This is a genomic window from Aeromonas sp. (assembly GCF_051657805.1).
Taxonomy (GTDB): domain Bacteria; phylum Pseudomonadota; class Gammaproteobacteria; order Enterobacterales; family Aeromonadaceae; genus Aeromonas.
This window is the reverse complement of sequence record NZ_JBOFLJ010000001.1, coordinates 1-12886: the sequence shown is the minus strand read 5'-3', so window position 1 is coordinate 12886 and position 12886 is coordinate 1. Positions and strand designations below refer to the sequence as shown.

Here is a 12886-nt window from a genome sequence, read left to right as displayed (position 1 = left end):
AACAGTTACTGCCTTGGTAGGGAGAGGGTGGCCTGCAGGCCACCCTGGGGGCGATTTTCCAGCACCAGATCACCGCCATGGGCGTGGGCGATGTTGCGGGCGATGCCGAGGCCAAGGCCGGTGCCCGAGGGGTCCGTACTCAGCCGGTAATAGGGTTCGAAGATGCGCTCGAGCTGATCCTCTGGCAGGCCCTGGCCCTCATCCATGATGAACAGGATCAGTATCTCCTCGTCGTCCATGATGATGATGCGCACCCGGTTGCCGTACTTGATGCCGTTGTCCACCAGATTGCCGATGCAGCGCTTGAGGGCCAGCAACTTGCCGCGATAGGGCCACTTGCACTGCCCCTCGATGAGGAGCAGGTCCTCGTGCAGGTTCATGGACTCCGCCATCTGCTCCAGCAGGGCGTTGACGTCGATCTGCTCGAGGTTCTCGTGGATGTCGGTCTCCTTCACCGTCTGCAGCGCCCCCTTCACCATCAGCTCCAGCTCGTCCAGATCCTTGTTGAACTTGGCGATCTGGGTCTCGTCGTCCAGCAGCTCGACTCGCAGCCGCAGCCGGGTTATGGGGGTCTTGAGATCGTGGGAGATGGAGCTGAACAGCCGCTCCCGATCGTCGATGAAGCGGCGGATGCGCTGCTGCATGATGTTGAAGGCGCGGGTGGCGGCGACGATCTCCGAGGCCCCTTCCTCCTTGAGGGCGGGCTGATCGATGTCCTTGCCGAGGTTGACCGCGGCCTTGGCGAGGCGGCGCAGGGGGCGGGTCTGCCAGCGCACCAGCATGAAGGTGAAGAAGCAGAGGAAGACCGTCATCAGGGCGATGAAGCGCACCTGGTTGCTCGGCATGACGGTGTCATCCAGGGTCATGTAGGGGGCGGGCAGCAAGGCCGCCAGGTAGAGCCACTCCCCCGGTTCTATCTCGATCTGGGTCACCAGCACGGGGGGGTTGATGGGTTCGAGAGACAGGGTGTAGCGGGCCCAGGAGGAGGGCAGGTCCGCCAGCAGGGTGTCGTTGTTGAAGACGTGCAGCTCCTCGGGGCGGGAGAAGTCCACCTTGATGGCCATGGCATCGGAGAGCTTGCGGCCGAGCACGTCCTGCACTTCCTTCAGCACGAGCGTCTTGCGCTCGCTGTCCGGAATGGCGCTGATGTGGATCTCCTCCTCGTTCAGCGACACGAAGAAGCGGCTGCCCCCCATGTTGCGCAGCTGATCCAGCGCTATGTGGCGGTATTGCAGGGGCAGGGACTTGAAGAAGTTGACGGTGGAGGCCGCCGACAGCGCCAGGTTGCGGGTGGTGCTGAGCATGCCCTCCAGCTCCCGCTTCTGGATCTGCTGCATCCAGATGCCGGTGAGTATGGTCTGGGAGAGCAGGATGGCGAGCAGCAACAGCAGCAGCATCCGCGACAGCAGGGAACGGGGCACCAGGGCCTGCCAGAATCGCCGCCCTCTCATGGGATCCGGTGCCTCTCGTGGATCAGCATGTTGTTACCGCGCAGTCGTGTTCGTTGCCTGTCATGGGATCTCGTGGACCTCTTGTGGATCGGCATGTCGCCGCTAGCGCGGAGCCATGCTGGCTGCCTCTCAGGGGATCTCGTGGACTTCGGCGATCAGCATGTAGCCGCTGCCGCGAATGGTCTTGATGATGCGAGGGCTCTTGCCGTTGTCACCCAGTTTCTGGCGCAGCCGGCTGATCTGCACGTCGATGCCGCGCTCCATGGGCAGGCTCTCGCGGCCACGGGTGGCATCCGAGATGGTGTCCCTGTCCAGCACCACGCCGGGTTGCTGCAGGAACATGCCGAGCAGCAGGGCGTCGCTGCCGGAGAGATCCAGCAGGCTGCCATCGTCGTGGGTCAGCTGGTGGCTCAGGGTATCCAGGGTCCAGTCGGCGAAGCGCAAGCGGCGGCTCGGCTCCTTCTCTTTCTCCGGCTGGCGGAATTCGGCGCGGCGCAGCAGCGCCTTGATGCGGGCCTGCAGTTCACGGGGGCTGAACGGCTTGGCGATGTAGTCATCCGCCCCGAGCTCGAGGCCGATCACCCGATCCGCCTCGTCGGAGGCGGCGGTCAGCATGATGATGGGCACCTGGGAGTCACGGCGGATCTGCTGGCAGAGGGTAAAGCCGTCGTCGCCGGGCATCATGATGTCCAGAATGATCAGGTCCGGGCTGTACTGGGCGAGCTGCTTGCGCATCTCGTTGCCTTCCGCCGCCGTCAATACCTCGAAGCCCGCCCGGGTCAGGTATTCGTTGAGCAGCTCGCGGATCTCTTGGTCGTCGTCGACGATCAGCAGTTGTTTGCTCGTTGACATATGTATGTGCATCCACCCCATTTTTTGTGCAGATTGAACCTGTCGGGGGAGTAAAAAGCAAGCAAGGCCCCCCTCTAATGTGAGGTTATGGGCAATATAGCCCCAGAAGTGAGCATGATCTGGCGTGAAAATGAAAAAAGGCCGACCCAAACGGGACGGCCATGCGCAGATGCCGACGACAGGAACCACCCCGTGTGGTGGGCTCCACAGACTCGAAAACGGGCCGGCAAGGCCGACCCCAAAGTGACAATTCTTGCTCGCCCCACTCAAGGGGTGGGAGCGGTATGTCCAGCATGCCCCGCCCGCACTCTGGCGGGGGTCATTCCCTGACCGACCGCGATGGGCGGCCGGTCAGGGGTCTTCGTTATACCCGCTCGAAGACGGTGGCGATGCCCTGGCCCAGACCGATACACATGGTGGCGACACCCAGGGTGGCATCCTTCTCCTCCATCAGGTTGATCAGGGTGGTGGAGATGCGCGCGCCCGAGCAGCCCAGTGGGTGACCCAGGGCGATGGCGCCGCCGTTCAGGTTCACCTTCTCGTCCACCTGGTCCATCAGCCCCAGATCCTTGACGCAGGGCAGGGACTGGGCGGCGAACGCCTCGTTCAACTCGAACAGATCGATGTCAGCCACGGTCAGGCCGGCGCGCTTGAGCGCCTTCTGGGTGGCAGGCACAGGGCCGTAACCCATGATGGCGGCGTCGCAGCCGGCCACGGCCATGGAGCGGACCTTGGCGCGCGGGGTCAGCCCCAGCGCCTTGGCTCTCTCCGCGCTCATCAGCAGCATGGCGGCGGCGCCGTCGGACAGGGCCGAGGAGGTGCCGGCGGTGACGGTGCCGTTGACCGGGTCGAACACGGGGCGCAGCTGGCTCAGGGTCTCGACCGTGGTCTCCGGGCGGATCACCTCGTCGTAGTCGTAGAAGAAGCGAGCGCCGCTGGCGTCATGGCCTTCCAGTCCGACGATCTGCTTGGCGAAGCGTCCTTCCACGGTGGCGGCATGGGCGCGGCGATGGGAGCGGGCGGCGAACTCGTCTTGCTGCTGGCGGCTGATGCCGTGCAGCTTGCCGAGCAGCTCGGCGGTCAGCCCCATCATGCCGGAGGCCTTGGCCACGGATTTCGCCATGCCGGGGTGGAAATCGACCCCGTGGCTCATGGGCACATGACCCATGTGCTCCACGCCGCCGATGATGAAGATGTCCCCGTCACCCACCTGGATGGCGCGGGAGGCATCGTGCAGTGCCTGCATGGAGGATCCGCACAGGCGGTTGACGGTGACCGCGCCGACCTGCTTCGGAATGCCGGCCAGCAGGGCGGCGTTGCGGGCGATGTTGAAGCCCTGCTCCAGGGTCTGCTGCACGCAGCCCCAGTAGATGTCCTCGATCTCGTTCGGATCGAGGTTGGGGTTGCGCAGCAGGATGGATTTCATCAGGTGCGCGGACAAGTCTTCTGCACGCACGTTGCGGAAGGCGCCGCCCTTGGACCGGCCCATGGGGGTCCGGATACAGTCGACAATGACTACGTCTTTCATGAATGGATCTCCTTTCCGCAATCAGTAGAAGGTTTTGCCCTGGGCGGCCATCTCACGCAGCTTGTCGCTGACGCGGTAGAGGGGGCCCAGATCGGCATACTGGTCGGCCATGGCCACGTAACGATCCAGACCGATAGTGTCCAGATAGCGGAACACGCCGCCGCGGAAGGGAGGGAAGCCCAGACCATAGACCAGGGCGATGTCCGCCTCGGCCGGGGTTGCGACTATGCCCTCTTCCAGGCAGAGCACGACCTCGTTGATCATGGGGATCATCATGCGGGCTATGATGGCGTCCTTGTCGAAGGCCTGTTGCGCCTTGGCGATGGGGGCCAGCAGCTCGTAAGCGGCGGCGTCCGCCACCTTCTTCGGCTTGCCCTTCTTGTCCTGCTCGTAGGCGTAGAAGCCCTTGCCGTTTTTCTGACCGAAGCGGCTCGCCTCGTACATCACATCGATGGCGGTGCGACCGTCCTTGCTCATGCGGGTCGGGAAGCCCTGTGCCATGACGTCACCGGCATGGTGGCCTGTATCGATGCCGACCACGTCCAGCAGGTAGGCGGGGCCCATGGGCCAGCCGAACTCCTTCTCCATCACCTTGTCGACGGCCACGAAGTCGGCGCCATCGGCAACCAGCTTGGTGAAGCCGAAGAAGTAAGGGAACAGCACGCGGTTGACGAAGAATCCGGGGCAGTCGTTGACCACCACAGGGGACTTGCCCATGGCGGCGGCGTAGGCCACCACGCGGTTGATGGTTTCATCCGACGTCTTCTCGCCACGGATGATCTCCACCAGGGGCATGCGGTGCACCGGGTTGAAGAAGTGCATGCCGCAGAAGTTCTCGGGGCGCTTCAGACCCTTGGCCAGCAGGGAGATGGGGATGGTGGAGGTGTTGCTGGCGAGCACGGCGTCGTCGCCGATGATGGTTTCCACTTCGCCGAGCACGGTGGCCTTCACCTTGGGATTCTCGACCACGGCCTCGACCACCACGTCCACGTGCTTGACGCTGTCATAGCTCAGGGTGGGGGTGATGGCGGAGAGCACCTGGCCCATCTTGATGCCGTCGATGCGGCCTTTCTCGAGCTGGCCGTTCAGCAGCTTGGTGGCTTCGCCCATGCCGAGCGCCAGTGCCTTCTCGTTGATGTCCTTCATCACCGCCGGTATGCCCTTGCTGGCGGACTGGTAGGCGATGCCGCCCCCCATGATGCCGGCACCCAGCACGGCGGCATGGCCGGTCGCCTTGCTCGCCTGCTTGGCGGCCTTCTTGGCCAGGGCCTTGATGTGCTGATCGTTCAGGAAGATGCCGACCAGGGCCTTGGCCACATCGGTCTTGGCCAGCTTGATAAAGCCCTGTGCCTCGACCACTAGGGCCTCGTCACGGCTCATGCCGGCGGCGGCTTCGACGGTTTTGACCGCTGTCATGGGGGCCGGGTAGTGTTTGCCCGCCACGGCGGCAACCATGCCGGCGGCGGTGCTGAAGCTCATCATGGCTTCGAGTTTCGACAGGCGCAGCGGGGCCTTCTTGGCGGCGCGGCGGCCCTGCCAGTCCAGCTTGCCCGCGATGGCGTCCTTGAGCATCTGCAGAGCCGCTGCCTGCAGCGCTTCCGGGGCGACCACTGCATCGACGGCACCCACCTTGAGGGCGTCATCGGCACGGTAATCCTTGCCCGTGGTGATCCACTCCAGCGCGTTGTCGGCGCCGATCACCCGCGGCAGGCGGACGGTACCGCCAAAGCCCGGCATGATGCCGAGTTTGGTCTCGGGCAGGCCGATCTTGGCGCTGGTGTCGGCCAGACGGAAGTCGGTGGAGAGTATGGTCTCGCAGCCGCCGCCCAGGGCGTGGCCCTTGATGGCGGACAGGGTCGGTACCGGCAGATCTTCGATGGCGCTAAAGATGTCGTTGGCTTTTTTCAGCCAGCCGAGCAGATCTTCTTGCGGCAGATCGAAGAGTTCCAGGAATTCGGTGATGTCGGCGCCGACGATGAAGGCGTCTTTGCCGGAGGTGAGGATCAGACCTTTTAGTTCACGTTCTTGTTGTAATGTGGCGATCGCTTCGCTCAGCGAGAGCAGGGTAGCGCGATCCAGCTTGTTGACTGAACCCGGGGCATCAAACCTCAGTTCGGCAATGCCGTGTTCGAGGTAGCTGACCGACAGGGTTTCGCCTTGGTAGATCATGAGAGTGTCTCCTTGTTCCCACGTGGTGGGGGGCTTTGCTCCTTTCTCCCCAGCAGGGGGCGAGGCTCAATATTGATCCAAAACAAGACAATTTCAACACCTATTTAAAACATTCGTTTAACACTTGTGGCCTGTTCGCACTCGCCCGGGGATGGGGCAGAAGAAAGGCGCCCCTTGGGCGCCTTTCATATATCCAGGACGGATCAGCTGGCCAGCTCGGGCCTGTCTCTATACTGGCTCAGCACCTCGGGATCGGCGAGGGCGTGGGTGTTGTTGACCGGCCTGTTGTGCACCACTTCCCGCACCGCCAGCTCCACTATCTTGCCGGACTTGGTACGGGGGATAGCATCCACCTGCAGGATGCGGGCGGGGACGTGACGGGCGGTGCAGTGTTCCCGGATCTGCAGGCGGATGCGCTCGCGCAGGGGCTCGTCCAGCTTGAGGTCGGCCCTGAGCTTGACGAACAGCACGACCCGCTCGTCCTGCTGCCATTGCTGGCCGATGACGATGCTCTCTTCCACCTCGTCGAGCAGCTCCACGTAGCGGTAGATCTCGCTGGTGCCGATGCGCACCCCACCCGGGTTGAGGGTAGCGTCCGAGCGGCCGTAGAACAGGATGCCGTCGTGGTCGGTCAGCTCGATCCAGTCACCGTGGCACCAGACGTTGTGGAAGCGTTCGAAGTAGGCGGCGTGATACTTGTCGCCGCTCTCGTCCCCCCAGAAGCCGATGGGTTGGGCCGGGAAGGGTTTGGTGCAGACCAGCTCCCCCTTCTCCCCCTGCACCGGCTGGCCCGCCTCGTTGAACACCTGTACCGCGAGGCCGAGTCCGCGCCCCTGGCTCTCGCCACGATAGACCGGGCTCAGGGGGTTGCCGATGACGAAGCAGGAGCAGATGTCGGTGCCACCGGAGATGGAGCTGAGCTGCACATCCTGCTTGATGCCCTGATAGACGTAGTCGAACCCCTCGGGGGAGAGCACGGAGCCCGTGCTGCAGATAAGGCGCAGTTCCGGTAATGCATGCGTCTGGATCGGGGCATAACCCTGCTTGTGCAGGGCATCCAGATACTTGGCGGAGGTGCCGAACAGGGAGACCTCTTCGTCGCGGGCGAGATCCCAGAGCACGTTGCCATCCGGGTAGAAGGGGGAGCCGTCATAGAGCACCAGGGTAGCGCCGGAGGCGAGGGCGCTCACCAGCCAGTTCCACATCATCCAGCCGCAGGTGGTGAAATAGAACACCCGCTCCCCCGGCTTGATGTCACAGTGCAGCTGATGCTCTTTCAGGTGCTGCAGCAGGGTGCCGCCGATGCCGTGGACTATGCACTTGGGCTTGCCCGTGGTGCCGGACGAATAGAGGATGTAGAGCGGGTCATTGAAAGCCATGGGCTCGAACCGCAGGGTCGCATCGGTCTGGCTCGCCAGGACCCGGCCCCACTCCTGACCGAGCAGCAAGGGGTTGCCGAGCAGGGGGATCATCACGGTCTGCTCTATGCTGTCGATCTGACGGACCACGGCGGCGACCTTGGCCTGGATGTCGATGGCCTTGCCGCCGTAACGATAGCCATCCACCGCGAACAGCACCCTGGGCCTGGTCTGGCCGAAGCGCTCCACCACGCTGGCCTCGCCAAAGTCCGGGCTGGTGGAGGTCCAGATCGCCCCCAGGCTGGTGGCGGCCAGCATGGCGACCACGGTCTCGGGAATGTTAGGCAGATAGGCGGCGACCACATCGCCACTGCCAATGCCCTGGCTGCGGAGCCACTGGCCGAGGCGGGCAACCTGATCGCCGAGTTCGGCCCAGCTCAGGGCCTGGCTCGCGCTCCCCTCGATGCGGGAGACGATGGCGATGCCCTCGTCCTGGCGGCGCAACAGGTTCTCGGCGAAGTTGAGACGGCTGTCCGGGAACCAGCGGGCACGCTGCATCTCCTGGCGATTCTCCGCCACTATGTCCCCGAGTTCCCCCTTGACGCCGCAGTGCTGCCAGACCAGGGGCCAGAAACGGGTGGTCTTCTCCACCGACCACTGATAGAGGTCGGCGTAGCTGCGCAGCTGCAGGCCGTGGAAGTGGTTCACTTCGGCCATGAACTGATGAAGGTTGGAGTGTTGCATCCTGTCCTGATCCGGCTGCCACAGACAAAGGTTTTGCATGAGTCGTTCCTGACGGCTGATTTCTACTGTCTGGAGGCAGTGTATTGAATTGTTCTCAATTTGTTAATGGTTGGTTTTTGGTTCATAACAAAACCCTGTAACCTATGCGTTACCTCACGAAGGGAAAGCTTGACGGCTCGAGCCTTGATTCGCTTGATGTTATGCTGAACCCACATTTGCCCGGAGCAGGACGCCATGAGCAGTTACAGCCAACTTTTTGCCCAGCATCTCGATACCCTGCAGCAACGCACCCGCGACATCTTGCAGCAACAGGGGCTCGGCGGTCTGGCCATTCACTCGGGCCAGACCCACCGCATCTTCCTCGACGATCAGGACTATCCCTTCAAGGTCAATCCGCAGTTCAAGGCCTGGTTGCCCGTGCTGGACAACCCCCATTGCTGGTTGCTGGTCGATGGGGTGAACAAGCCGGTGCTGCTGTTCTACCGGCCGGTGGACTTCTGGCACAAGGTGGCGGACTTGCCCAATGCCTTCTGGGTCGACTTCTTCGACATCCGCTTCCTGACCAAACCTGAGCAGGTCGCCGATCACCTGCCCGCCGACAAACAGGAGTGGGCCTATCTGGGGGGACACCTCGAGGTCGCCGAGCTGCTGGGGCTGGGCCATCCCAACCCGGAGGCCGTGCTCAACTACCTGCACTATCACCGCGCCTACAAGACGGCCTATGAACTCGAGTGCCTGCGCGATGCGAACCGCATCGGGGTGCGTGGCCACATCGCTGCCAAGGACTCCTTCATGGCGGGGGCGAGCGAGTTCGAGATCAACCTGGCCTATATGAAGGCGGTCGGGCAGGGGGCCAATGAGGCGCCCTACGGCAACATAGTGGCCATCAACCGCAACGCGGCCATCCTGCACTACACCCACCTCTCCAGCCAGCGGGTGCCGGATGCGGAGCGCCACTCCTTCCTGATCGATGCCGGGGTGGACTATCAGGGCTATGCCTCCGACATCACCCGCACCTGGGCCTGGCGTCGTGGGGAGTTTGCCGATCTGATCGCTGCCCTGGATGTGCAGCAGCAGGAGATCATCAAGGAGATCAAGCCGGGCCGCCGCTACGGCGAGCTGCACCTGCAGATGCACCACAGACTGGCGCGCCTGCTGCAGTCGGTGGAGCTGGTGGACATGTCGGTGGACGAGATGATCCATACCGGCGTCACCAACGTCTTCTTCCCGCACGGGCTTGGCCACTTCCTCGGCCTGCAGGTGCACGATGCGGGGGGCTTCATGCAGGACGAGCGCGGCACTCACCTGGCCGCTCCCGAGCAGTTCCCCTACCTGCGCTGCACCCGGGTGATGGAGGTGGGCCAGGTGTTCACCATAGAACCCGGCCTCTACTTCATCGACAGCCTGCTGGAGCCGCTGCGCCAGGGTGAGCAGGGCAAGCGCATCAACTGGAACAAGGTGGAGGCGCTGCGCCCCTACGGCGGCATCCGTATCGAAGACAACGTGGTGCTGCACGGCGATGGTGTGGAAAACCTGACGCGGCAAGCAGGGCTCTGATGGCGGCAGCTTATGCCATCCCGGCGGCGCCTCTGGAGCTTTGCGAGGAGATCAAGAAGAGCCGCTTCATCACCCTGATCGCCCATACCCCGACTGTGGAGGCCGCCAAGGCCTGGATCGGGGAGATCAAGCGGCAACACCCGTCGGCCCGGCATCACTGCTGGGCCTTCGTCGCCGGGGCGCCACAAGACAGCCAGGTCTATGGCTTCAGCGATGACGGTGAACCCTCTGGTACCGCCGGCAAACCCATGCTGGCCCAGCTGATGGGTTCCGGCATCGGCGAGATCGCGGCCGTGGTGGTGCGTTACTACGGCGGCGTGCTGCTCGGTACCGGTGGCCTGGTGAAGGCCTATGGCGGCGGTGTCGGCGCGGCCCTCAAGGTGCTGGTGACCGAGCAGAAGCGGTTGCAGCGCTCTTCTCTCATCCAATGCGACTATGGCTACATGGGGGTGGTGGAGGCGTTGATAGCCGTCCATCAGGGTCAGTTGCTGACGGCGGACTATGGTCAGCGGGTCAGCCTGCAGGTGGCCTGGGATGCGGAAAGCTGGACCCAGGTGGCCCAGGAATTGACCGACAGAACCCATGGCCGGGTATCACTTCATCCCTTAGATGGCTAGAATCCATCGCTCTTTTAGTCCGAAAAGGGAACCCGAATGCAGATCCTGAGCATCATTCGTATCGTTGGCCTCTTGGTCGCGCTGTTCAGCTCGACCATGCTGCTGCCTGCGATGGTGGCGTTTGGGTATCGTGATGGGGGCGGTGCCGAGTTCGTCAACTCCTTCTTCATCGCCCTGCTGCTCGGCGCCGTGCTCTGGTTCCCGAACCGCCATCAGAAGAAAGATCTGAGATCCAAGGAAGGCTTCCTCATCGTCGTGCTGTTCTGGGTCGTGCTGGGCAGCGTGGGGGCCTTGCCTTTCCTGCTAGGGGAGGTGCCCGGCATGACGGTCTCTGAGGCCTTCTTCGAGTCGTTCTCCGGCCTGACGACCACGGGGGCGACCGTGTTGACCGGGCTGGACAATCTGCCCAAGGCGTTTCTGTTCTATCGCCAGCTGCTGCAGTGGCTGGGGGGCATGGGGATCATCGTCCTGGCGGTGGCCATATTGCCGCTGCTCGGTATCGGGGGCATGCAGCTCTATCGCGCCGAGATCCCGGGGCCGGTCAAGGACAACAAGGTGACCCCGCGCATCGCCGAGACGGCCAAGGCGCTCTGGTTCATCTATCTATTGCTGACTTCGCTCTGTGCCCTGGCGTACTGGATGGCGGGCATGAGCCTGTTCGACGCCATCTGCCACTCCTTCTCCACCCTGTCGGTGGGGGGCTTCTCGACCCATGACGCCAGCATCGGCTTCTTCAACAGCCCGGCCATCAATCTGATCACCGTGGTGTTCCTGCTGCTGGCCAGCGTGAACTTCGCCCTGCACTTCATGGTGTTCGCCCACAAGCCGGTGCGGCTGAGCAGCTATCTGCGCGACTCCGAGCTCAAGGTGTTCCTGGGGATCCAGGGGGTCTTGGTCCTCATCTGCTTTATATCCCTGCTGTTCCACGGTCATTACGCCACCTGGCAGGAGGCCCTCAACCATGGCCTGTTCCAGGCGGTGTCGCTCGGTACCACCACGGGCTACAGCACGACCAGCTATGCGGACTGGCCCTCCTTCCTGCCCATGCTGCTGATGTTCTCGGCCTTCATCGGTTGCTGCGCCGGCAGTACCGGCGGCGGTATCAAGGTGATGCGCTTCATGATCCTGTTCCTGCAGGGGATGCGCGAACTCAAGCGGCTGGTGCACCCGCGCGCCATCTACACCCTGAAGCTGGGCCGACGCGCGGTGCCAGAGCGGATCGTTGAGGCAGTCTGGGGCTACTTCGCCACCTATATCATCCTCTTCTTCATCTTCATGCTGTTGTTATTGATGACGGGGCTGAACGAGGTGACCGCCTTCTCCGCCGTGGCGGCCGCATTCACCAACGTGGGACCCGGTCTCGGGGAGGTGTCGGCCAACTTCGGCAAGATCTCGGCTACCGCCCAGTGGATACTGATCGTGGCCATGTTGTTCGGGCGATTGGAAATTTTCACGCTTCTGGTACTGTTTACCCCCGCATTCTGGCGTAGTTGAGGTAGGTATGAACAAGATTTTGGTGCTTTATTCTTCCCGGGACGGGCAAACGCGGAAAATCGTGGATGTCATGCTGGAGGAGATGCCGGGGTGCGAGGTGGTGATGCAGGACCTGCATACCTTGCCCAAATGCAACCTCAGCAAGTACGCCAAGGTGCTGATCGGTGCCTCCATTCGTTACGGCAACTACCATCCCAGCCTGTTCAGCTTTATCCATGCCCACCATGAGCAGCTGGAAGTGGCCAATGCCGCCTTCTTCTGCGTCAACCTGACGGCCCGCAAGCCCGAGAAGCAGACGCCGCAAACCAATGCCTATATGAAGAAGTTCCTGCGCCTCTCTCCCTGGAAGCCGAAGACTCAGGGAGTCTTCGCCGGCGCGCTGCAATACTCCCGCTACAACTGGTGGCAGACCCGCATCATCCAGCTGATCATGCAGATCACCGGCGGCAGCACAGATACCAGCAAGGACATCGAGTTCACCGATTGGGACAAGGTACGCAGTTTCGCGCGGGAGTTCTGGTCAAAAAGATAGCAAAACCATGGTTCCATTAGCCGAAGCCCCGCTGTCGCGGGGCTTTTTGTTGGATAAATAGGCATTCGAGCCGCTAAAACGTGAAAAATGGATATTTTTGCATATTTTCCCTTGTCATCCCGGCGCCGCTCCCTATAATGCGCCCCTACCAGCACGGCGGAACACGCCAAACTGATGAGCTCGCTTCCTTGTGAAGCCAGCGCCGAAAGAAAAGCGAAAACAAGCGCTTGACTTTCGAAGTGAGGTCGGTATTATACGCCACCTCAGCGCGATAAGCGCCACGCTCTTTAACAATTTGAATCAAGCAATCTGTGTGGGCACTCACAGCATCGAACATCAAAAACAATTTTTGATTTTCAATGTCTGATGAAGTGACCAAAGCAACGAAAGTTGCAGCAGTTAATTCAGCAATTCATTGAGCCGCCAACTCCTTGGTAACAAAGAGTGGCAACCAAACTTAAATTGAAGAGTTTGATCATGGCTCAGATTGAACGCTGGCGGCAGGCCTAACACATGCAAGTCGAGCGGCAGCGGGAAAGTAGCTTGCTACTTTTGCCGGCGAGCGGCGGACGGGTGAGTAATGC

At 62.2% G+C, this 12886-nt stretch carries 9 protein-coding genes and 1 rRNA gene; 5 read left to right on the top strand and 5 right to left on the bottom strand.

The window, feature by feature from the left end; genetic code table 11:
- Nucleotides 1–5: 5 nt before the first annotated feature.
- The 5 genes from ACRCYW_RS00050 to ACRCYW_RS00030 form a co-directional block, all read right to left on the bottom strand.
- Nucleotides 6–1451: an ATP-binding protein gene (locus ACRCYW_RS00050; protein ID WP_438548169.1), complete on the bottom strand. Its 1446-nt coding sequence runs from the start codon at nucleotides 1449–1451 to the stop codon at nucleotides 6–8.
- 129 nt (nucleotides 1452–1580) lie between these two features.
- A complete protein-coding gene (locus ACRCYW_RS00045; protein ID WP_438548168.1) occupies nucleotides 1581–2303 on the bottom strand; it encodes a response regulator in 723 nt (240 codons plus the stop codon).
- Between the two features lie 364 nt (nucleotides 2304–2667).
- A complete protein-coding gene (gene fadA, locus ACRCYW_RS00040) occupies nucleotides 2668–3831 on the bottom strand; it encodes an acetyl-CoA C-acyltransferase FadA (protein ID WP_438548167.1) in 1164 nt (387 codons plus the stop codon).
- Nucleotides 3832–3852: 21 nt separating this feature from the next.
- Nucleotides 3853–6000 (bottom strand): fatty acid oxidation complex subunit alpha FadB, encoded by a 2148-nt coding sequence (gene fadB / locus ACRCYW_RS00035; protein WP_438548166.1) that lies wholly within the window; start codon nucleotides 5998–6000, stop codon nucleotides 3853–3855.
- Nucleotides 6001–6203: 203 nt separating this feature from the next.
- Nucleotides 6204–8141, bottom strand: a complete 1938-nt coding sequence (locus ACRCYW_RS00030; protein WP_438548165.1) for an acetoacetate--CoA ligase — start codon at nucleotides 8139–8141, stop codon at nucleotides 6204–6206.
- A 195-nt stretch (nucleotides 8142–8336) separates the two neighbouring features.
- On the opposite strand from ACRCYW_RS00030, the gene pepQ reads away from it, so the two are divergent.
- The 5 genes from pepQ to ACRCYW_RS00005 all read left to right on the top strand — a co-directional run.
- On the top strand, nucleotides 8337–9659 hold the full coding sequence (gene pepQ / locus ACRCYW_RS00025) for a Xaa-Pro dipeptidase (protein WP_438548164.1): 1323 nt from the start codon (nucleotides 8337–8339) through the stop codon (nucleotides 9657–9659).
- The gene (locus ACRCYW_RS00020; RefSeq protein WP_438548163.1) at nucleotides 9659–10276 is read left to right on the top strand and encodes a YigZ family protein; all 618 of its coding nucleotides are present in this window, start codon (nucleotides 9659–9661) and stop codon (nucleotides 10274–10276) included. Before pepQ ends, ACRCYW_RS00020 begins: the two co-directional genes overlap by 1 nt.
- 36 nt (nucleotides 10277–10312) lie before the next feature.
- Nucleotides 10313–11770 carry a TrkH family potassium uptake protein gene (locus tag ACRCYW_RS00015; protein ID WP_438548162.1) on the top strand — a complete coding sequence of 486 codons (1458 nt, stop codon included), beginning with the start codon at nucleotides 10313–10315 and terminating at the stop codon, nucleotides 11768–11770.
- Between the two features lie 7 nt (nucleotides 11771–11777).
- Nucleotides 11778–12302, top strand: a complete 525-nt coding sequence (hemG, locus tag ACRCYW_RS00010; protein ID WP_438548161.1) for a menaquinone-dependent protoporphyrinogen IX dehydrogenase — start codon at nucleotides 11778–11780, stop codon at nucleotides 12300–12302.
- Nucleotides 12303–12761: 459 nt separating this feature from the next.
- A 16S ribosomal RNA gene (locus ACRCYW_RS00005) occupies nucleotides 12762–12886 on the top strand; the annotation flags it as partial.